The organism is Kitasatospora sp. NE20-6, from assembly GCF_045862635.1.
Window position 1 is genome coordinate 40,653 of sequence record NZ_BPRL01000018.1, and the last position, 19,926, is coordinate 60,578.

19 protein-coding genes and 1 pseudogene are annotated in these 19,926 nt (G+C 73.1%); 13 read left to right on the forward strand and 7 right to left on the reverse strand.

The features are described 5' to 3' along the window. The first annotated feature begins 13 nt into the window (after positions 1-13). From SNE206_RS15720 to SNE206_RS15750, 7 genes and pseudogenes are all read left to right on the forward strand, one after another. On the forward strand, positions 14-2,107 hold the full coding sequence (locus tag SNE206_RS15720; protein WP_407913975.1) for an alpha/beta hydrolase family protein: 2,094 nt from the start codon (positions 14-16) through the stop codon (positions 2,105-2,107). A 3-nt stretch (positions 2,108-2,110) separates the two neighbouring features. Continuing rightward, positions 2,111-2,664, forward strand: a pseudogene (locus SNE206_RS15725) (aldo/keto reductase); the annotation flags it as partial. A gap of 255 nt (positions 2,665-2,919) precedes the next feature. After that, on the forward strand, positions 2,920-3,123 hold the full coding sequence (locus SNE206_RS15730) for a cold-shock protein (RefSeq protein WP_111553719.1): 204 nt from the start codon (positions 2,920-2,922) through the stop codon (positions 3,121-3,123). Positions 3,124-3,644: 521 nt separating this feature from the next. Further along, complete coding sequence (locus tag SNE206_RS15735) at positions 3,645-3,935, forward strand: hypothetical protein (protein ID WP_407913976.1); 291 nt, start codon at positions 3,645-3,647, stop codon at positions 3,933-3,935. 698 nt (positions 3,936-4,633) lie between these two features. Continuing rightward, the gene (locus tag SNE206_RS15740) at positions 4,634-5,083 is read left to right on the forward strand and encodes a hypothetical protein (RefSeq protein ID WP_407913977.1); all 450 of its coding nucleotides are present in this window, start codon (positions 4,634-4,636) and stop codon (positions 5,081-5,083) included. Between the two features lie 37 nt (positions 5,084-5,120). Continuing rightward, positions 5,121-5,357: a hypothetical protein gene (locus SNE206_RS15745; RefSeq protein WP_407913978.1), complete on the forward strand. Its 237-nt coding sequence runs from the start codon at positions 5,121-5,123 to the stop codon at positions 5,355-5,357. A 456-nt stretch (positions 5,358-5,813) separates the two neighbouring features. After that, positions 5,814-6,383, forward strand: coding sequence for a DUF3291 domain-containing protein (locus SNE206_RS15750; RefSeq protein ID WP_407913979.1), 570 nt, complete (start codon positions 5,814-5,816; stop codon positions 6,381-6,383). 156 nt (positions 6,384-6,539) lie between these two features. On the opposite strand, the gene SNE206_RS15755 is transcribed toward SNE206_RS15750, so the two are convergent. Then, a complete protein-coding gene (locus SNE206_RS15755) occupies positions 6,540-6,995 on the reverse strand; it encodes a MarR family winged helix-turn-helix transcriptional regulator (RefSeq protein WP_407913980.1) in 456 nt (151 codons plus the stop codon). A gap of 114 nt (positions 6,996-7,109) precedes the next feature. Between SNE206_RS15755 and SNE206_RS15760 the strand changes: the two genes are divergently transcribed. After that, complete coding sequence (locus SNE206_RS15760; protein WP_407913981.1) at positions 7,110-7,973, forward strand: NAD(P)H-binding protein; 864 nt, start codon at positions 7,110-7,112, stop codon at positions 7,971-7,973. A 221-nt stretch (positions 7,974-8,194) separates the two neighbouring features. Here SNE206_RS15760 and SNE206_RS15765 read toward each other — a convergent pair whose 3' ends face one another. The 3 genes from SNE206_RS15765 to SNE206_RS15775 form a co-directional block, all read right to left on the reverse strand. Further along, entirely contained in the window at positions 8,195-8,674 is a 480-nt protein-coding gene (locus tag SNE206_RS15765) for an ATP-binding protein (RefSeq protein ID WP_407913982.1), read from the reverse strand. Between the two features lie 545 nt (positions 8,675-9,219). After that, complete coding sequence (locus SNE206_RS15770; protein WP_407913983.1) at positions 9,220-9,372, reverse strand: hypothetical protein; 153 nt, start codon at positions 9,370-9,372, stop codon at positions 9,220-9,222. 371 nt (positions 9,373-9,743) lie between these two features. Then, entirely contained in the window at positions 9,744-10,103 is a 360-nt protein-coding gene (locus SNE206_RS15775; RefSeq protein ID WP_407913984.1) for a hypothetical protein, read from the reverse strand. Between the two features lie 259 nt (positions 10,104-10,362). Here SNE206_RS15775 and SNE206_RS15780 point away from each other — a divergent pair, with 259 nt between their 5' ends. After that, the gene (locus SNE206_RS15780) at positions 10,363-10,674 is read left to right on the forward strand and encodes an NIPSNAP family protein (RefSeq protein WP_407913985.1); all 312 of its coding nucleotides are present in this window, start codon (positions 10,363-10,365) and stop codon (positions 10,672-10,674) included. Positions 10,675-10,880: 206 nt separating this feature from the next. Here SNE206_RS15780 and SNE206_RS15785 read toward each other — a convergent pair whose 3' ends face one another. Next, on the reverse strand, positions 10,881-11,813 hold the full coding sequence (locus tag SNE206_RS15785) for an NADP-dependent oxidoreductase (protein WP_407913986.1): 933 nt from the start codon (positions 11,811-11,813) through the stop codon (positions 10,881-10,883). Positions 11,814-11,962: 149 nt separating this feature from the next. On the opposite strand from SNE206_RS15785, the gene SNE206_RS15790 reads away from it, so the two are divergent. After that, positions 11,963-12,889, forward strand: coding sequence for an AraC family transcriptional regulator (locus SNE206_RS15790; protein ID WP_407913987.1), 927 nt, complete (start codon positions 11,963-11,965; stop codon positions 12,887-12,889). Between the two features lie 281 nt (positions 12,890-13,170). Continuing rightward, positions 13,171-13,602 (forward strand): hypothetical protein, encoded by a 432-nt coding sequence (locus SNE206_RS15795; protein ID WP_407913988.1) that lies wholly within the window; start codon positions 13,171-13,173, stop codon positions 13,600-13,602. A 215-nt stretch (positions 13,603-13,817) separates the two neighbouring features. On the opposite strand, the gene SNE206_RS15800 is transcribed toward SNE206_RS15795, so the two are convergent. Both SNE206_RS15800 and SNE206_RS15805 read right to left on the reverse strand, forming a co-directional pair. Next, the gene (locus tag SNE206_RS15800; RefSeq protein ID WP_407913989.1) at positions 13,818-14,132 is read right to left on the reverse strand and encodes a hypothetical protein; all 315 of its coding nucleotides are present in this window, start codon (positions 14,130-14,132) and stop codon (positions 13,818-13,820) included. Between the two features lie 49 nt (positions 14,133-14,181). Further along, entirely contained in the window at positions 14,182-15,267 is a 1,086-nt protein-coding gene (locus SNE206_RS15805; protein ID WP_407913990.1) for an IS110 family transposase, read from the reverse strand. A gap of 543 nt (positions 15,268-15,810) precedes the next feature. Here SNE206_RS15805 and SNE206_RS15810 point away from each other — a divergent pair. Together SNE206_RS15810 and SNE206_RS15815 are read left to right on the forward strand one after the other, a co-directional pair. Then, complete coding sequence (locus tag SNE206_RS15810) at positions 15,811-16,809, forward strand: Acg family FMN-binding oxidoreductase (RefSeq protein ID WP_407913991.1); 999 nt, start codon at positions 15,811-15,813, stop codon at positions 16,807-16,809. Between the two features lie 108 nt (positions 16,810-16,917). Next, positions 16,918-19,695, forward strand: coding sequence for a GNAT family N-acetyltransferase (locus SNE206_RS15815; RefSeq protein ID WP_407913992.1), 2,778 nt, complete (start codon positions 16,918-16,920; stop codon positions 19,693-19,695). Positions 19,696-19,926 lie beyond the last annotated feature (231 nt).

The window sequence follows — 19,926 nt, forward strand, 5'->3', positions numbered from 1 at the left end:
TCAGGAGGAAACGATGCGCACCGCGCCGTACGGGACGTGGACGTCCCCGATCACCGCCGCCGAGGTCGCCGAGGGCGAATCCGCCGCCGACTGGCTCGACTTCGTCGGCGACGAGCTCTGGTGGACGGAGGCCCGCCCCGCCGAGGCGGGCCGCAGCGCGCTCGTCGGCCGCACCCCCGACGGCGAGGTCCGCGAGCTGCTCGGCCCCGCGTGGAACGTCCGCTCGCGCGTCATCGAGTACGGCGGCAGGCCCTGGCTGGCGCTAGGCGCCGACCCCACGGCCGGATTCGTCTTCGTGCACTGGGACGACCAACGGGTCCACCGGGCGTCACCCGGCACGCCGCCGGTCGCCGTCAGCCCGCGGCCCGCGCGGCCGGCCGGCGCCCGCTACTGCGACTTCACCCGGGTCGGCGACGAGATCTGGTGCCTGCGCGAGGAGTTCACCGGGAGCACCGGCACGGAGGTCCGGCGCGAGCTGGTCGCCCTCCCGCTCGACGGCAGTGCCGCGCACGCGCGCAGCGCCGTGCGGGTGCTCGCCGCCACCCACCACTTCATGACCGGGCCCCGGATCTCGCCGGACGGCCGGCACGCCGCCTGGATCGGCTGGGACCACCCGGCGATGCCCTGGGACGCCACCGAGCTGATGTGCGCGCCGGTCACCCCCGACGGCGGGCTCGGCACCCCCCGCCGGATCGCCGGGGGCGACGGCGTCTCGGTCGGCCAGGTCGAGTGGGATCCCGACCGTCCCGGCGTGCTGCACGTCGTGGCCGACCCCGGCGGCTGGTGGAACCTCCACGAGGTGCGGCTGGACGGCACCTCGCGCGCCCTCTGCCCCCGTCCCGAGGAGTTCGGCGAGCCGCTGTGGCGCATCGGCACGCGCTGGTTCCTCCCCCTCGGCGACGGGCGGCTGGCCGTCACCCACGGCACCGCGGACCGCAGGCTCGCCGTACTCGGGGCGGACGGCTCGCTCCGCGACGTCCCGTCCCCGTACACCGAGTGGGTCGGCCTCGCCGTGCACGGCCGACGGGTGGCCGCGACCGCCGCCGGCCCGCGCGACCCGTGGGCCGTCGTCCTCGTGACCGTGGACGACCCGGAGCCGTCCGGAGCCGTGCCGTGCGCAGCCGTGCCGTCCGGAGCCGTGCCGTCCCACGCGGCGCCGTCCGCCCCGGCGCCGGGCGCCCCGCGCCGGGGCCGGCCGCGGGCGGAGGTGGTCCGGGCCGAGCCGCTGCGCCACGCCGACCACCACCCGTACGGCCGCCACGAGGTCCTGCCCGGGCCGGACGGCGAGGAGGTCCACGCCTTCGTCCACCCGCCGCACCATCCCGGTGCCGCGGCGCCGGAGGGCGAGCTCCCGCCGTTCCTCGTCCAGGTGCACGGCGGTCCCACCACCCGCAGCCGGCTCGTCGCCCGTCCCGAGATCGCCTTCTTCACCAGCCGCGGCATCGGTGTCGTCGACGTGCAGTACGGCGGCTCGACCGGCTTCGGCCGGGCGTACCGCGAACGGCTTCGCGGGCACTGGGGCGTCACCGATGTCCGGGACTGCGCGGCGGTGGCCCGCGCCCTGATCGCCCGCGGCATCGCCGACCCGGCCCGCATCGGCATCCGCGGCGGCAGTGCCGGCGGCTGGACGGCCGCAGCCTCGCTGGCGGCGGAGCCCGACCTCTACCGTGCCGCGGGCATCTACTACCCGCTGCTCGACCCCGAGCAGTGGCGTGTCAGCGGCACCCACGACTTCGAATCCCGGTACCTGGAGAGCCTGATCGGCCCGTGGCCGCAGGCGCGTTCCCGCTACGAAGAGGTCTCCCCGCTCCGCCGTGCGCACCGCGTGCGCACCCCGTTCGTCATCCTGCAGGGCACCGACGACGCGGTCTGCCCGCCCGAACAGTCCGAACGCTACCTGGACCGCCTGCGGGGCAGCGGTGTGCCGCACGCCTACCTGACCTTCGAGGGCGAACAGCACGGGTTCCGCACCGCGCGCACCGTCGAGCAGTGCCTCACGGCCGAACTCTCCCTCTACGCCCATGCGTTCGGCTTCACCACGGCGGACGCGCCGCCGTGGGACCCCGGCACCCCGGCGCCGCGGCACGGCGTCCACGGTGCCGGGTGACCGTCCGGTCACTGGGCGCCCCACGCCACCCCCGACCGCCTGCGCGGCCAGGTCGAGGAGAACCTGCGCCAGCTCGGCCGCGACCACCTCGACGTCGTGAACCTCCGCATCGTCGGCACCGACTCCGTCGCCGAACGCTTCGGCGCCCTCGCCGAACTGCGCGAGGCCGGGCTCGTCCGCCACCTGGGCCTCTCCAACGTCACCCCCGCCCAGCTCGCCGAGGCCCGGGCCGTCGCCCCCGTGGTCTGTGTGCAGAACCGGTACGGCATCGGGGTGCGCCCGCAGGACGACGGCTTCGTGCGGCTCTGCGGCGAGCAGGGCATCGCCTTCGTCCCCTTCTACGCGATCGCGGCCACCGCGGGCCAGGCCGGCGCCGGCCTGGCCAGAAACGCCTCGCGTGGACGCTCCACCGCGGGCCGCACGTCCTGGCGATACCGGGCACAGGGGGCCTCGACCACCTCACGGCCAACGTCGCCGCCGGAGCGATCCGCCTCTCGGACGCCGACCTCGCGGCCCTCGACGACCTCCACCACGGCGGCGGGGGAGCGGCGCGCTGACCTCGGGCGCCGCAGCAGGAGGCCGCTGCGCGACCCGGCGCGAACCCGGAGGTCGATGTCCCGCCGTTCCGCTGTCGGGCCTGCTACAGTTCAAGGGAGTTGCAGTAGTGGTTCCCATGGACTTGGTGTGCGCCTGCTGGTATTTCGCAGGCGCATTTGTTTTTTCCGGATCTTTTCTCCGGGTGGGTCATCATCGCGGCACTCGGGGCCCGCACCGTGCGGGTCTCGGACAGCCCCTTTGAAGGAGAATTTTTTATGGCTAATGGCACTGTGAAGTGGTTCAACGCGGAAAAGGGCTTCGGCTTCATCGAGCAGGAGGGTGGCGGCCCGGACGTCTTCGCCCACTACTCGAACATCCAGGCCAACGGCTTCCGTGAGCTGCTCGAGGGCCAGAAGGTCGAGTTCGACGTCACGCAGGGCCAGAAGGGCCCGCAGGCGGAGAACATTCGCCCGCTGTAATTTCGCCACGGCACCCGCCTGGTAGCAGGGGCCCGCACCGGACATCGCATCCGGTGCGGGCCCTTGCGTTTTTCGCCGCCTGTGCCGGGCCGCGTCCGCCCGTGCTCGCCCACGTCGGCCCGTGCCGGGGCCCCGTCGGGCGCATCTCCGGGGGCGGGAGATCGAGGCCCGGGCGGCTGGTCGGTCCTGGTGCCGACAACTGCTCGAACTGTTCGCCGGGCGAACTGCTCGTTCGGACGAGGCACCGGCACCAGTGGTGGCGTCGAAGGGCCCTCCGCTCGGCGACGGCTTGGGCCGTGTGTCAACGGCCATGGAGATGCCCAGGTGGGCGGCCGTCGGGTGTACGGGCCGGGGGCCATCAGAAATCCATGGCTGTGGCCGACGGTGTTCCTGGGGGCGGGGGTCAGGTCAAGGGGGCCACGTCTTTGCCGGCGAGGGCCTCGGGCAGGGCCAGGGCCTGGGGAAACGTCACGGTCGGTAATTCCTTCGTGGGTCGCGGTGGGCGTCGGTAGGCTCGGCGGATGATCAATATGGCGGTGCGTGGAGACAGCGGGGACATCGTGGCTCGCGCCGAGGCCGGCGTGGAGTGGACGGCCGGCTTCGCGGATCTGGACCCGGCGGAGTTCCCGATGCTCCGAGCCCTGACGCCGTATGGGGATGCGGTCTTCAACCAGCGGCAGGTGCCGCTGCTGCTGGCGGAACTCGACCGGCTTCCTGTCGACTTGGGCGGTGACTGGGTCGGGCAGGCCCGTGAGCTGTGCCAGGTCGTCGAGCGCGGGCAGCACCTGTATCTGTGGTTCCTCGGCGACTGACTTCGGCCGGTCGGCCCTCTACTCCCGGGCCGCCGTCTGTTGCCGGCCCAGGGCTTGCCAGTTGATGGTGCCGTTCTGGACGGAGTGGGCCTCGTCCGCGCGGACGACCTGGCCGACGGGCCTGTTCGCCGCGATGCGCTCCAGGATGGAGACCAGGTCGTCGTCGGCGAATCGTCCGGCCGCTGCCGCGGCCGCGAGTCCGAGGTCTTGGTCGACCCGGTCGCTGCCCAGGACGGTGGCGAGCTCGACGGCGTGGGCCGTTTTGGCGCGGATCCGGGACGCCCCGGCGGGTCCGGCCTCCTTCAGCCGGCGCCCGGCTCCGGGGCCGATGCCTACGAGCGCGATCTCCGCCTGCGAGCGGGGTCGCAGCCTGGGCTCCGACTGGGATCCCGACGACGTGGCGGCCGTCGAAGCGGCCCTCGGTCACCACCCGGCCTGGGCAGTCCCAATCGACATCTCCGGGCGGATCGACGGAACCGCGGAGGTCCACCAACTGGTCGCACTGCTGCTTGAGCACGGAGGCGTCGCGACTGACGACTACTCCGGCCGCGCCTGGACCCTGCAGGAAATCGAGTCCGGGCCGAGTTCGACGGCCTGTACTTCTTCGACTTTCGCACTTACCGCGAGCTCTACCACCAGCGCTGACAGCCCCAGCCCGACCGGTGCTCAAGAACAAGTTCAGGGGAGGAAATCAGAATATGACCAGCCAGGAGATCCACTTCGACTGCCGACGCCACGCTGAACGTGGCGTGCTCGAAGTCGTCCCGTGCATCGACCGAACACCACTCACCAACTTGATCGACCAGTTCGAGATGGATGCTGGGATGCAGCCGGCCGGGGACGCCTACGGTGGACTTGTCCCGCAGTTCTTTCGGTTCGGCCTGATGGAAGACCACTTCCACGGACGATCTACCGGAGCCATGGGGCCGAAGACGCCCGTGCTCGGCTGTGAATGCGGCGAGTGGGGATGCTGGCCGCTGATGGCCGGCATCACAGTGACATCTGACCGCGTGACCTGGGACTCCTTCGAACAGCCCCACCGCAGGACACGCGACTACTCGGGATTCGGCCCGTTCCATTTCGACCGCCATCAATACGATGACGCCGTGAAGGCTCTGAGCGCAGCAGTCAGCTCCTACGGGACGTGAGTACAACCCGCCGGCTCGGCACGGGAAGGAAGCAGTCGTGTTTGACCACGTGATCGGACTACGTCCCAAGGAAGCCGCACGCTGGGTCGCGCTTGTCGAGGAGTCCCGGCCGGTCCTTGAGAGCGATGGAATGGAGGCCGTCCAGACCCTCCTGGCCGAGCGCGGCATGAGCATCATCCAGGCGATCGCAATCACCCGGGCACTACTGGGGAATGCGGAGACTCCGCTCCGGGTCGCCATCGACATCGTGGCCACGAGCAAGGCTCGGCAGTAAGTTCGGAGAAGGAATCCTCTGCCGGACTTCGTCGCAGGACCTTTTCGGCCGATTCGCCGATGCTTCGCAAACACCGGCAAACCGGACGGAGGGGTCTCCTCCGTCCACGGAAGCGATCAGGAACACCGCAGGCCGGACGGCCGTCCACCTGGGTTTCCGGTGGCCGTCAGCCGGGACTCGACCGGCCGCACACCTGGACTCTGCCACGGCCGCCGACAAGCCCCAGTGACGGCCGGTGCAAGAGGCCACGTGGACAGGGAAAACGCAACTTCGACATGGCCCGCAGAGGCGGCTACCTTCAGCTGGTCCTCGGCGATCGCCCACGGGCGCACAGGAGTTGCTTCAGGCTGAGCCGCCCGTGACGGGACGAGTCGTCACGCCCCACGAATCCTCGTCCCGTGCGTAAGCCGTCGAGCCGGGGTCCGCACCAGACACCCCCCGACCAGGGAGAGACGCATGCCCCGTCTTGCGCTGTACACGTTCGGCGTCCTGAAGTCACCTCTCGCCGATCCCGCACCTCTCACGAACGAGTTCTACGATATCGGTGAGGCCGTCTACCGGAAGATCGGCCGGCACCCCGGGTACCTCGCCCGTGCTGAACCGGCAGACGGCGACCGGGGCATGCTCTTCGAGGCGGACTGGGGCGCATGGGGAGAGTTCGCCGTACCGGCCTGGTACGGCAAGGGCCGTACGGTGGAAACCACCGCCCTGGCCGCGACCCTCTCACTCTGGACCGATCTGTACCCCGCCTTCGACGCCGTCCACACCGGTCTGCACCGTGCGGCGCTGAACAGGCGTTACGACTGGTTCGAGAGGACAGGACACCCGAGTTACGTGATCTGGTGGGTCTCCGACGGCGTGACACCCACCTGGCAGGACGGGGTTTCCAGGCTGGAACACCTCCACGACCACGGCTCCGCGCCGCACGCCTTCACCTTCCACCACTCGTTCACCCCGGAGGGAACTCCGGAGGGAACTCCGGTCAGGACCAAAGGCACAGGGCCGAAGAGCGACCAGGTTCGCTGACAGGGAAGCCTGAACGACCGGGTTCGCCGTCGAACGCCCCGATCGAGTGACGGCGAACGGATGCGTCTGCGCCCGGCGCTTCGCCCTCCACCTCGCGGGCGCCGATGAGTGCCAAGGCGCCGTTTCGGGACTTGCCAGGCGGAAGGCGTGGAAGTGTCAGGTGCTCGCCGGGTCGACGTGGCCGCCCGGCTCGCCCAGCAGACCGCTCGCCGACCGGTGGATCTTCGTCAGTGCGCTCAGGAGGTGTTCGCGTTCGGCCTCGGTGAGGTCTGCGGTGACCTTTTCCTCCATCGACCGTCGTTCCGCCTCGATCGGTTCCTGCAGTGCGCGCCCCGCGTCCGTGAGCCAGAGCCGGACGAGGCGGTTGTCGCGGTCGTCGCGGCGCCGGGTGAGCAGGCCGGCGGTGGTCATCCTGGTGGCCATCTTGACGACGGTGGGCGTCGTGACGCTCAGCGTGGCGGCGACCTCTCCGGGTGTGCGGCCGTCCTGTTCCCACAGCGCGGCGAGCAGGTGGTTCTGGCCCAGGTGCAGGCCGTGGTGCCGCATGGCCCCGTCGGCCAGGGTCCGGAGCGCCTTCGTCGTTCTGCTGTGCAGGTCCAGGAACTCGGGCATCGCGGTCTCCGGTGGGTGTCGGTCGGGCACCAGCAGGTCGATTGACGGCTAATCAGTTACCGGCTAGCGTCTCCGCGGTAATCGTTAGTCGGCTAGCGTCTATGCGGAGTCCGAATGATACTGGTCACCGGAGCCACCGGAAACATCGGCCGAGAGCTCGTCCGCGAGCTCGACGCGAAGGGCGCCGGGGTTCGCATCCTCGTGCGCGCCCGCGCCCGTGCCGCCGCACTGCCCGAACGTGCCGAACGCGCTGTCGGCGACCTGGACGCCCCTGCGACGCTGACGTCCGCCTTCAGCGGCGTCGACAAGCTGTTCCTCCTGACGCCGGGTATCGGCACCGCCCACACCGCCCATGCCGTCTCCGCCGCCCGGGCCGCCGGGGTGGGCCACATCGTGCACCTGTCCTCCATCAACGTCATCGGCGACCCGATGCCCGCGATGGGCCGCTGGCACCACGAGCGCGAAGAGATCGTCCGCGCCTGCGGCATACCCGCCACGATCCTGCGGCCCGGCGGCTTCATGACCAACGCCCTCGAATGGGCGCCCACCATCCGCGAGGAGGGGTACGTCCTCGACCCGGTCGGCCCGGGGCGCCACGCGCCGATCGACCCCGCCGACATCGCCGCGGTGGCCGCCCTCGCCCTCACCCAGGACGGCCACCAGGGCAAGCAGTACGTCCTGACCGGCGATCAATCGCTGACCGTCACCGAGCAGGTCCGGATCATCGCCGCCGCGATCGGCCGCGACATCGAGGTCCGCGAGGCAGTCACACCGGCTCAGGCTCTCCGGTCCCGCTTCCCCGACGGAGCACCCCCGGTGCTTGCCGACGCCATCACCGAGGCCTTCACGCTCATGCGCGCCGACACGGTCGGCTTCCGGACCGACACCGTGGAGCGGCTGCTCGAACGCAGGCCGCGCACGTTCGCCAACTGGTGCGCGCACAACGCCGACGCGTTCCGGCGCCCTGCCGCCGTCTGAGCCGGCGGACGACCGAAGTTCCTCCGCCCCGCCTGTGCCATCCGCGAAGGGACGGCTCCGGCGCAGTTGCCCCGCCATCCGCTTCTGCCGATCGGCGTGGCCGATCCGCCGCCGGCGGCCTGCCGGCCCGGCTCGACCGGCACGCACCCGCCGACCGGCACGAGGGATCCTCCGTCGCCCCGGCAGCTCGATCAACCCCGAAGGACTTCCGGAGCCGACCGTCAAGGGTCGGATGCGGCACCGTGTCCGGCCGCGGAGCCTTCCGTGAGGGTGGCGCGGACGGACCAGCCGGCGTCCGTCGACTCGACGGTCAGGTGGTCGGCGAGGGCGGCGACGATGCCCAGCCCGCGTCCGCGCTCGCAGGGGTCGCCGAGGTCGGCCTCTCCGGTGCGCTGCGGGGCCCGACTGGTCACCATGACGGTGACCACGGCCGCCTCCGAGGTGATCGCGACGATCAGGTGTCCGGCGCCGTGTCGGACGGCGTTGCCCGCCAGCTCGGAGACCACCATGACGGCGGAGTCGGCGAGGTCGGCGCCGGTGCCCCACCGCCGGAGAAGGCACCGGGCGAACCGGCGCGCACGGCCGACGTAGGGGGCCTCGGCGGGGAGCTCGACGAATCCGCTCCGGACGGTCGCCGCGCCGGGGTCGGCGGGCAAGGGCGCGCCGATGGCGTGGAGCGGGAGTACGGCGGTGGAGGTCATCGGAGCCTCATTCCCGGGGCGTGATGTCGGAGCTTCGACCTGCTCGCCGCGCGGTGGTGCGCCGGCTGGGGCGGGCGGGTCCTTCCGGCGCCTGCGACGCCTGGTCCGATGCCACCTCCGGGCGGGTGGTGCGCCCTGGGGGTGTGCGGGGTGCGGACGGCCCGGAGGCCGGGTGGGTGGCCAGCGGCGACTTGTTAGCGCTCACATTCCAGTGTCGGCATCGCCGGGGGCATCGTCAAGGGATTCGACGGCCGCGTCGCGGTCGGCCTTTGGAGTGCGCCGGGGGCGGAATGTGCAGCTCCGGTCCGGTATCGGGGTGGGTGAACCGCCTTCGAGGGCAGTCGCTCCGGCCCCGGTGGGCGGTGCGGGCCGCCGGTGGATCCGGCCTGCTGGAGGCCTTACGGTGGCTCTGTTGTGAGCGCAAACACATTCCGGCCGCGGTATTAGGGGCCCGGGCGCAACGGTCGTGTTGTTGTTGCTGTGAACGACCGGCCGGGCTGTCGTGCGCGACCGCTCAGAACGGCCGTGCGATGCCGTGCCCCGGGTCAAGGCGTCCGTGTAGTCCGCGAGGGTCTCGTCCAGGTCGGCCAGGAGGAATTCCGCAGTCTCCCGGGCTCCTCGCCTGCTCCGGCTGCGCACGCCGCCCGGATCTCCTCGACGGTGGCCCTGATGACCGACAGGGAGTCACCCTGGATCACGACGCCGGGGAAGCGTCGTCCGGGCAGGCGTCCGCCTGGCTCCGGGGCCGGATGTCCGCCTGGTGCAGACGTGGCCGGTGGTCGACGATCGGTCCGCCTGGCTCCGGACGGCGGGCGGCTGGGCCGGACGGGGTGGCCGGTCGTCCGTGCGGGATGCGGGTGGAGGGGTTTGCCGGACCGGTCGGCGGTGAGGCGGGGAGTCGGGCGGGGTACCGGTCCGGGCGGCCGTCACGCCTCTTCGGCCGCCCGGACCGGCCCCGTCGCCGCTCAGGCCCGGCCGCCGGGACGTCCCTCTCCGGCGGCCGGGGAGCGCGGCGCTGCGGCGCTGCGATGCTGCGGCGCTGTCGGAACCAGGTGTGACGGCCGTACGGTCACCGTCCGGCGGATGCCTCCGCCCGGGCGAGGGGGAGGTCGGGCTTGTATCCGAGGATCCAGCCGAGGGCCTGGGCGACGCCCCGGGCGTAGCGGCGCTGCTGCGGGCTCTGCCGGGGGTCGTGCCGTACGGCGATGGCGGTGCGTTCCTGGGCCATGAGGCGGAGGAGGACGTCGGCGGGGGACGGCTCCATGGGGATGGGGGGCGACTTCCAGGGGTCGAGTGCCCACCCGAGGGCGGCCCGGGCGCCTTGCGGGCGCGGCTTGTCCCGGCGGGTGGGCAACTGCTGCAGGGCGTCGTGGATCTCGTCGCCTGACCGGATCCCGACAGTGCGCTGCGGGAGTGTGCCGATGCTCATGCCTCCACCGTAGAGAGCCTGGCGCGCCGCGTCATGCGTTCTGTGTCACAGCTCCCTCTCCGGTCCGGTGGGCGCGGCGGTGGGGCGGGATTGGCGGGATTGGCGGGATCTTGTGGTTCGCGGGCGTTCCCGCTGCTGGTCGGAGGCGCTACGGGACGGAATGATCGAGTCGTCGACGAACGGCCCTGCCGTGGTCGCCGTCCCCGCGGACCGGCGACCCGGACAGGCGCGAGCGCCCTGCGGCGGAAGAGGGACGGACATGATCACGGTTCATCTGAAGTACGAGATCGACCCCGACAAGCTGGCGGACTTCGAGGAGTACGGCCGGCGCTGGGTGCGGCTCGTCCCGCGCTTCGGCGGCACGCACCACGGCTACTTCCTGCCGAGCGAGGGCGACAGCGACATCGCGTACGCCCTCTTCACGTTCGGCAGCCTGGCCGAGTACGAGCGCTACCGCATCGCCGCCGCGGCCGACCCCGACTGCCAGGAGGCCTTCGAGCTGGCCCGCAGGACCAGGTGCATCAAGCGGTACGAGCGCCGCTTCCTGACACCGCTGGAGACCGACGCATGAGCGTGCCCCCGGCCGCCCCCGAGCCCGCCACGGCGATCCCGGGGGCGGCCGTGCGGGCGGGGGAGGGCCGGTGACCGCGGCCGTGCGACCGCGCCTGGGACGGTGCGGAGTACCTGCACCTGGACTGCCTCTGCCTCCGGGAAGGGCAGCGCAGCCTCGGCACAGGCCCGCTCCTCAGGCGCTCCCGGAGCCCCGGGATCAGAGGATCAGAGAGTCAGGACGATCTTGCCCCGGGTGCGGCGGGTTTCGACCAGGGCGTGCGCCGTGGCCGCCTCCTCCAGCGGGAGGACGTGCTCGACGTACGGACGCAGGAGGCCCGTCTCGACCAGTTCGGTCAGTGCCTCCAGCCCGACGTGGTCAGGCTCGACCACGACTCCGGCGTACCGCCTGCCGGCCGCCGCGGTGAGGGCGGCGAGCTCCGGGTCGAAATGCTCCGTGATCGTGACCAGCGCGCCGCCGTCCCGCAGGACGGGCAGCGAGCGGAGGCCGTTGCCGTTCCCGACCGTGTCGAACACGACGTCCAGCCCGCGCAGCCCGGCGGTGAAGTCCGCCTCGGTGTAGTCGATCGTGTGGTCGGCGCCGAGCTCGCGGAGGAAATCGTGCTTGGCGGCGCTCGCCGTCGCGAAGACCTCGGCGCCGCGGGCCCTGGCGATCTGCACGGCGAGGTGTCCGACCCCGCCGGCCCCGCCGTGGACCAGCACCCGCTGCCCGGCCTGCAGTCCGGCCGCGTCGACCAGGGCCTGCCAGGCGGTCAGCCCGGCCATCGGCAGTGCGGCGGCCTGCGCGTGGTCCAGCCCCTTCGGCTTGCGGGCGAGCTGCCGGGCCGGCGCCGTGACGTACTCGGCGTAGCCCCCGGCCGGCCGCGGGAAGTGCGGCATGCCGTAGACCTCGTCGCCGACGGCGAAGCGGTTCACGCCCGGCGCGACCTGCTCGACCACGCCGGAGACGTCCCAGCCGAGGACGAAGGGAGGCTCGCCCAGGAGCGGGAACGCCCCCGAACGGGTGTAGGTGTCGACGGGGTTGACCCCCGCGGCGCGGACCCGCACCAGGACCTCGGTGACCCGCGGTTCCGGCCGTTCCGCCTCGGTGATCCGGAGGACGCCGGGCTCTCCGTAGGACTGCTGGTCGATGGTGCGCACGGCGGGGGTCCTTCCGTCGGTGGCGCGGATCGTGTCGTCCGGGCCTGGGAACAAACCTAGGCGGCCGACGGGAGACGCTGAATAGTCGAAACTCTCTCTTTCCTGTCTGATCGTCTCTCTGTCCGTGCGTATCGGCGTAGGGTGTCCGCATGGACATCCTCACCGAGGCCGTCGCCTCCATGCGGTCGGAGAGCCCTCGGACGGCCCGCACCGAGTGCCGCGCGCCCTGGGGGCTGCGCTTCCACGAGGCCACCGGTGCGGCCTTCCACGTGGTGCTGGCGGGCTCCTGCTGGCTCGTCCGGCCCGACGGCTCGTCCCTCGCCCTGGCCGCCGGTGACGTGATCTTCCTGCGCAGCGGCGCCGAGCACGCCCTGACCGACGACCCGGACTCCCCGGCCACCGACTTCCGTCCCGACCGCACCGACCGCACCTCGCCGATCGGCCGGTTCGCCATCGACGGCCCCGGCGCCCGTACGGTGCTGCTCTGCGGCTCCTACCACCTCGACCAGGAACGCCCCCACCCCCTGGTCGCCGGCCTTCCCGAGATGATCCACCTGCCCGCCCGGCGCGACCGCCACCACGCCCTGCGCGCCGCGATCGACATGCTCGGCGCCGAACTGGACGACCCCAGACCCGGATCCGACGGCATCGTCGGCGAGCTGATCGACCTGCTGCTCCTCTACATCCTCCGCGCCTGGCTCGACGACCAGCCGGCCGACGCCACCGCCGGATGGGCCGCCGCACTGACCGACCCGGCCATCGCCCCGGCCCTGCGCGCCATCCACCGTGACCCCGGCCGCGCCTGGACGGTCGAGTCGCTCGCCGACAGTGCGGGCCTCTCCCGCGCCGCCTTCGCCCGCCGGTTCACCGGCCTGGTCGGCGAACCCCCGCTCACGTACCTCACCCGCTGGCGGATGACCACGGCCGCCCGGCTGCTGCGCCACTCCGACACCCCGATCGCCGTCGTCGGCGAACGGGTCGGCTACGGCTCCGAGTTCGCGTTCGCCAAGGCGTTCAAACGGGCCCACAGCGTGCCGCCCGGCCAGTACCGGCGACGGGCCGGTGCGGCCTCCTGACCGGAGGTCGGACCGGCGGGGTTCTCCCGGGTGACAGAAGATCTTGCGGTACGAGACCCCCGAAGTGGCGCATCTCTTCCGGCCGGTGACGCAAGATTTCCTGCGGCCCGGGTGCTGCCTGCGGCCCGGGTGCTGCCTGCGGTCCGGGTGTTGCCGGGGGCGCGTGGAGGGGCGGGGAATCCACATGACACGCACCGGGACGGCATGGCATCGTGCTGCCGTGACCACATGTCGAAAGGCCGATGCCGCGTAGACCGCCCCGCGCGTTGCGCGGCGACCACGTGACGTCCCGCCTCTGGGGACCTGCCCCGCCGCCCAGGATCCGCGGCCTCTCCACCGGAACGAGCCTGGCGGTGCACCGGGCCGAGCGAGCCGGCGGGAGCTGGTACCTCCACCCCGGTGCCACCGACTGGGCACTCCGCCGGTACCGGGAGTTCCTGAGCCCACCCGGCAGACGCCCCCTGTACCCGCGGGAGGCGCCCTGCTCGTGCCCGGGCTGCTCCTTCGACGACGTCCGCCACGCACGTGACGTGCTGGACGAGATCCTCCGCGAGCTGCCGGTACGGGCCCGCGCCGAACTCCTCCGGCTCCTACGCCCCCTGGACACCACCTTCCGGCGACGCACGCTCCCCGACCCGTTCACCCACCGACGCCACTGGCGCACGGAGTTCTGGTGGTACCGCCGCCTCGCCGACCCGCTGGAGGGACCGTGACTCCCGGCCGTCGGAGGGGCACGTCAACCGCATCGAGACGATCAAGCGCCGGATGTTCGGCCGGGCCGAACCCGACCTCCTCCGCAAGCGCGTACTCCGTACGTCCTGAAGACCGCGGCGGTCGGTTCCTGTCCCATCGCGGCCGAACCGGAGCACCGCCGGACGGCAGTCAGCGGTCGACGAGGCCGAGCGGGCCGGGCACTGCCTTCGTGGCCTCACCTCACCCGGCCGTCCAGGATCCGCCGACGCGCCAGTGAGGACGGGCGGGCGCACAGCCGCAGTTCGCCGTTCGGGTGAAAGTCCATGGTCACAGCGTCGAGCAGGCTCCCGATCGGCGGGAACTCGTCCGGGGTGAGGTGCCTGTTCTCGTCGGTCAGCAGTACGAAGTCGATGAACGCGGTGGCGTCGGACCGGGGCTCGACGACGGAGACCTCGACACCGAAGCGCCCGCGGTGTCCGACGACCTCGCACCGGACGATCTGATCTTCGTGAAGCCCGCTGCCGGACCAGAGCCGACCGTTGACCGTCATGGGACCGGATCCTCCCACGCGGCTGAACTCGGCGATGCTCCTATAGACGTCAAGCGGCAGGCACGAGGTCGTTTCGAGTGATTTGTGCGGCTGTTGTGCTGGTGAGCGCGCGGTAGACCTCGCGGGCGACGAAGCGTTTGAGGCAACGCGTGATGTCTTTCTTCGAGAGCCCTTCCTTGGTGCGGCGGGCGACGTAGGCGCGGGTGCGTTCGTCGTAGCGCATGCGGACCAGGACGATGGTGTGCAGGGCGTTGTTGGCGGCCCGGTCGCCGCCGCGGTTGAGGCGGTGGCGGTGGGTGCGGCCGGAGGACGCGGGGATCGGTGCGACCCCGGCAAGGTGTGCGAACGCACTCTCGGAGCGCATCCGTTCAGGGTTGTCCCCGGCGGATGCGAGGAGCTGGCCAGCGGTCTCGGGGCCGACGCCGAACAGCGCGAGCAGTTCCGGCGCGGCTCGTCGGACCAGCGGGCCGATCTCGGCATCGAGCTCGGTGATCTCCTCGTCCAGAGCCTGGTGGCGGCGGGCCAGGCGCCGTAGGGCCGCCTTGGTCGCGGCCAGCGGCGTGGACAGGTCCGTGCCGGGCCGCAACCGGGCGAGCGCGCGTATCAAGGAGGCACGCTGCAGTCCCGCGACCTGCTCTCGCAACGCCGCCGGGGCGGAGACGAGCGTGCTGCGGATCTGGTTCATTGCCTGGGTGCGGGCCTTGACACCGCTGCGACGGGCGACCCGCAGCACACGCACGGCCTCGACCAGGCCGTCGCGGCTCTTCGGGATGCCGGTGGCCCGCCCGGAGGCCACCGCCGTGGCAGCGGCGTAGGCATCGATCGGGTCGGACTTGCCTCGCAGCCGCCGGGTCTTGCGGTCCGGGCGGTCGACATCGACGACAGTGACCCCGGCGGCGGTCAGTACCCGGGCGAGTTCGGCGCCGTAGGCGCCGGTTCCCTCCACGCCGACCGCTGTCAGCTCGCCGTGCGAGCGCATCCAGTCCAGCAGGTCCCGGTAGCCGCGGACGGTGGCCGGGAACTCCCGATCGGCGAGATGCCGGCCAAGAGGGTCGATCACCGCCGCATGGTGGGTCAGGCCGTGAGTGTCGACTCCGCCGGTGATCTCCGAACCGTCGTGCGTCATGCTGGTCATGTCCGTCCTTGCCGCTTGTCCGAGCCGAGGGCGGCACGCGCCGGTCGGGCGGGTGGACAAGACAGTGACGGGGCCTCTGGCCAGGCTCCTATGAAGTCACAAACGCCCGTCCGGCCGCGTGCGTGATGACGTGCCAACGAGCCGACAAATCGCGAACAGGACAGCCGAAGCGTCAGTCAGTCGATGGGTCAGACTCGCTGGCAACATCACCACGAACATCGTCACTGTCAGTCGACCGGCCTCGGTCGAACCGACGTTTCGGGTCAACCGGAGCCCGGCCCGACTCACGGTGATACGGAACGGCGGGCTGGATCATCGGCGCGGGTCTCCTGGTGATCACGTCGACGTGCTGGTCGTCGGACGGCACTGCGCACGCCGCCGGCCCGGCCGGCGAGGGCCGCAGCCCCCGGCGCGGCGGGCTGCCACAGAGGGGTCCAACGACTCTTCGCACGCACCGGCCGGCGGTGCACGCTGGAGACAGCGGGGTGCTGCTCCCGTCCCGGAGACGCACCGCCGAGGGCATGAGGGCAAGGAGTATCCACCATGATCGCGACACTGCCGACCCTCGCCGACCTGCGGCTCCTCGTGGCAGCTGCGGGCGCGGCGCCGTCCCTGCACAACAGCCAGCCCTGGCGTTTCCGTCCGACCGCCGGGCCGGACGGGGTGGAGCCGGACGGGGTGGAGGTGTACGCGGACCGCACCCGCGCCGTCCCCCTGACCGACCCGGTCGGCCGCGCCCTGCACATCTCCGTCGGTGCGGCGCTCCTCAACCTCCGCGCCGCGGCCGCCCACCTCGGCCGCACGCCGGTGGTGCAGCTGCTGCCGGACCCGGCCCGGCCGGACCTGCTCGCGGTCGTCTCCCTGACCGGGCCCCCGGCGGTCGTCGACCCCGGGCTGTACGCCGCCATCCCGCACCGCCACTCCGCCCGCCGGCCGTTCGCCGGCCGCGACGTGCCGGAGACGGTGGCCGGGGAACTGATCGACGCCGCCCAAACCGAGGGCGTGCGCCTCACGCTGCTGGAGGAGGCCGGGGTCCGGCGGGTGCTGGCCCTCACCGCGGAGGCCGAGGCCCGTACCGAGGCCGACGTGGCCCGCCAGGCGGAGACCCGCGGCTGGCTGCGCCCGGAGACACCGGCGACCGACGGAATCCCCGCGTCGGTGCTGGGCCCGCAGGACCACGAGGCCCGCGTGCCGATGCGGAGCTTCACCGCCGGCCGGCAGGTCCTTCCCACGGAACGCTTCGAGGCGCTCCCGCAGGTCTGCACCCTCACCACGCACGGCGACGACCCCGCCGACTGGCTCCGGGCCGGTCAGGCGCTGGAACGGGTCTGGCTGCTGGCCACGGCCCGCGGCGTCCGGCTGACCGTGCTGCACCAGGCCGTCGAGTGGCCGGACACCCGGGCCCTGCTGCGCGAGCCGGAACAGGGACCGGGCTTCGTCCAGCTCGTGGTCCGGATCGGCTACGGGCCACCCGGACCGGCCACACCGCGCCGCCCCGTGTCGGAGATCCTCGACCTGCCCGCGGCCGGGGAGACCCGGTGACGCCCTCCCGGCCGTGCGGTGCGGCCCGGCAGGAGTGAGCCTGGAAGGACGGGGCACACCGGACGCCCGCCCGGAACGCCCCGCCCTGGCCCGACCGAGGAGCCGCAGATGCCCAGCAGCGACGACCCCCCGGCGCCGGCCGAAGCCCTGCTGACCGACGGCACCACCGCCGTCGTCCGCCCGCTGCGCCCCACCGACCGCGACGCCGTGCACGAGCTGTACACCGCCGGGCTGTCCGGGCACGGCGGGCACCTGCGGTTCCCCGGCCCCGGCCGCCGCGCGCCGGCCCTCGCCGCCGACCGGCTCTGCGGACCACCCCGGCCCGGCCTGCTCGCGCTCGGCGCCTGGGTCGCGGCGGACCTCGTCGGCGAGGTGGACTGCGAGACGACCGACGGCCGGTCGGACACCGCCCGACTCGCCCTGGCGGTCGCCGACTCCTGGAGCCACCGAGGCGTCGGCACGCTGCTCGTGGAACACCTCGTGCACGCCGCCCGCGAGCGCGGGGTACGGGAGTTCGATGCCGACACCGCGGCCGGGAACCAGGCCGTGCACCGGCTCTTCTCCGACCTGGGCCTGCCCGTCCACCGCCGGGGCGGGCAGGACGGGGCCCGGCTGCGGGTGCCGCTCGACGAGGAGGACGAGCGCGACCGCGAGGCGGCCGACCGGCGCGGACGGGCCGCCGACGTCGCGGGCCTCGCCGCGCTGCTCTGCCCCAGGTCGATCGCCGTCGTCGGCGCCTCCAGACGTCCCGGCTCGGTGGGCCGGGCCGTCCTGCTGAAGATCCACGAGGGGGCGTTCACCGGCGACCTCCGGGCCGTCAACCCGCACGCGGACGAGATCGCGGGCCTGCCCGCCCACCGGTCGATCGCCGAGCTGCCCGGCGCTCCCGACCTCGCCGTGCTCGCCGTGCCGCCCGGCGCGGTGGCGGAGGCGGCCGAGCAGTGCGGACGCGCCGGGGCCCGCGCGCTCGTGGTGGTCACCGCGGGCCTCTCCCCGGACGGGGCCCGCGGACTCGTGCGCGCCTGCCGCCGCCACGGCATGCGGCTCGTCGGGCCGAACAGCATCGGCGTCGCCCACACCGACCCCGCGGTGCGTCTCGACGCCGAGTTCGGCGGCGTGGCGCCCGTCCCCGGCACGGCCGGGATCGCCGTCCAGTCCGCCGGCATCGGGATCGCCCTGCTGGAACGGCTGGCCCACCTCGGCATCGGCGTCTCCAGCTTCGTCTCGCTCGGCGACAAGTACGACGTCAGCGGCGACGACCTGCTGCGGTGGTGGGAGGAGGACGGCCGCACGGACCTCGCGCTGCTGCACCTCGACTCGTTCGGCAACCCCCGGGCGTTCGCCCGTACGGCCCGCCGGGTGACCCGGCGGCTGCCCGTCCTCACCGTCGACGCGGGCCGCTCCGCCGCCGGCCGCCGCGGTGCCTCCGCGCACACCGCAGCGTCGGCCACCCCGGCCGTGACCCGGGAGGCGCTCTTCCGGCAGGCCGGCATCACCGCCACCCGCAGCATCGCCGAACTCGTCGAAGCCGCGGCGCTGTTGCACGCACAGCCGCTGCCCGGCCCGCGCGGCGCCGTCGCGGTGATCTCGAACGCGGGCGGGATCGGCATCCTCGCGGCCGACGCGTGCGCCGAGGCCGGGCTCCTCCTGCCCGAACTCCCCGCCGCGACGGCCGCTGCCCTGGCCGGTCTCCTGCCGGGCGGCGCGAGCACCGCCAACCCGGTGGACACCACGGCCGCCGCCCACCCGGAGCAGATCCGTGCCTGCCTCGACCTGCTGGCCCGCGAGGAGACCGTCGACGCCCTGCTGGTCTGCCTCGTGCCGACCGCCCTGACCACGGGCATGGGCACGGGCACGGGCACGACCACGGGCGACGGGCCCGGAACCGTCCGCGCCCTGCTGGACGGCCCGGCCCGGCGGCGCATCCCCGTCGCCGCCGTCCAGGTCGGCCAGGAACCACCCGTCCGCTACCTGGCCTGCGGAAACGGCCTCCTGCCGTCCTACGCCGACCCGGCCGCCGCCGCCCGGGCCCTGGCCCACGCCCGGGACCGCGCCCGGCGACTGGCCGAACCGGCCGCCGAGGCGGCGCCGCCGGTCGCCGACACCCCGACGGCCCGCGCGCTCGCCGAAGCCTTCCTCCGCACCCGCCCCGACGGCGGCCTGCTCGACCCGAACGACACCGCCAGCCTGCTCGCCTGCTACGGCATCCCCCACACCCCCTTCCGGTGGGCGCACGGCGAGCAGCAGGCCGTCCTCGCCGCCCGCGTCCTGCGCCAGTACGGCCACGGCGGCAGGACCGTCCTGAAGGCCTACTGGCCCGACCAGATCCACAAGGGCCGGGTCGGCGCCGTCCGGACAGGACTGGCCGACGACGCCGAAGTACTCGCCGCACACCGGCAGTTCACGGCCCAGTTCGGGGACCGCATGGACGGCGTGGTCGTCCAGCCGATGGCCGCACCCGGCCTCGAACTGCTCACCGGAATCGTCCAGGACCAGGTCTTCGGCTCCCTCGTCGTCCTCGCTCTCCGCGGCACCGCCACCGGCACCATCACCGGCAGCCCCGACGACCGCGCCGCCCGGCTCACCCCGCTGACCGAGCACGACCTCACCACCATGGTCACCGACCTGCGCAACTCCTCGCTGCTCCTCGGCCCCGCCGGCACGCAGCAGGCCGACCTCGGCGCCGTCCGGCACGTCCTCGCCGGACTCTCCCGGATGGCGACGGACCTGCCCCAGCTCGTCGAGGTCGACCTCGACCCGCTGATCGCCCGCCCGGACTCCCTGACCGGCGTCGACGCGCGCATCCGCCTGGAACCGCGCCACCCCTACGACCCATACCCGCACCGGACCCCGGCGCACCGGACCGGCCGTCCGGCGGCCCCCTAGGTGCACTGAAGACCCCTGCCCGAGCGGCCCCCGGCGGGTGCGCGGCGGCGGCCACGGCCGGTGTCCCCGCGGAAAGCCCTCGCTCTTCGGTGCTCTTGACGGAGCATCAGGGATCTTCCATCCTCGAACTCCGAAACGACGTCCACGGGGGGGCCGTTCACCGCGATGACCCGACACGTGCCGGCGGCGGTCGCCGTCCTGGCCTCGACGGCCCTCCTCGCCGGATGCTCC

Bases quoted from the DNA above. Each gene is read 5' to 3' on its own strand.
- SNE206_RS15730 (WP_111553719.1), top strand. From the start codon at position 2,920: ATGGCTAATGGCACTGTGAAGTGGTTCAACGCGGAAAAGGGCTTCGGC.
- SNE206_RS15810 (WP_407913991.1), top strand. From the start codon at position 15,811: ATGATCGCGACACTGCCGACCCTCGCCGACCTGCGGCTCCTCGTGGCA.
- SNE206_RS15750 (WP_407913979.1), top strand. From the start codon at position 5,814: ATGCCCCGTCTTGCGCTGTACACGTTCGGCGTCCTGAAGTCACCTCTC.
- SNE206_RS15790 (WP_407913987.1), top strand. From the start codon at position 11,963: ATGGACATCCTCACCGAGGCCGTCGCCTCCATGCGGTCGGAGAGCCCT.
- SNE206_RS15740 (WP_407913977.1), top strand. From the start codon at position 4,634: ATGACCAGCCAGGAGATCCACTTCGACTGCCGACGCCACGCTGAACGT.
- SNE206_RS15720 (WP_407913975.1), top strand. From the start codon at position 14: ATGCGCACCGCGCCGTACGGGACGTGGACGTCCCCGATCACCGCCGCC.
- SNE206_RS15805 (WP_407913990.1), bottom strand. From the start codon at position 15,267: ATGACCAGCATGACGCACGACGGTTCGGAGATCACCGGCGGAGTCGAC.
- SNE206_RS15775 (WP_407913984.1), bottom strand. From the start codon at position 10,103: ATGAGCATCGGCACACTCCCGCAGCGCACTGTCGGGATCCGGTCAGGC.
- SNE206_RS15735 (WP_407913976.1), top strand. From the start codon at position 3,645: ATGATCAATATGGCGGTGCGTGGAGACAGCGGGGACATCGTGGCTCGC.
- SNE206_RS15815 (WP_407913992.1), top strand. From the start codon at position 16,918: ATGCCCAGCAGCGACGACCCCCCGGCGCCGGCCGAAGCCCTGCTGACC.
- SNE206_RS15760 (WP_407913981.1), top strand. From the start codon at position 7,110: ATGATACTGGTCACCGGAGCCACCGGAAACATCGGCCGAGAGCTCGTC.
- SNE206_RS15780 (WP_407913985.1), top strand. From the start codon at position 10,363: ATGATCACGGTTCATCTGAAGTACGAGATCGACCCCGACAAGCTGGCG.
- SNE206_RS15765 (WP_407913982.1), bottom strand. From the start codon at position 8,674: ATGACCTCCACCGCCGTACTCCCGCTCCACGCCATCGGCGCGCCCTTG.
- SNE206_RS15800 (WP_407913989.1), bottom strand. From the start codon at position 14,132: ATGACGGTCAACGGTCGGCTCTGGTCCGGCAGCGGGCTTCACGAAGAT.
- SNE206_RS15755 (WP_407913980.1), bottom strand. From the start codon at position 6,995: ATGCCCGAGTTCCTGGACCTGCACAGCAGAACGACGAAGGCGCTCCGG.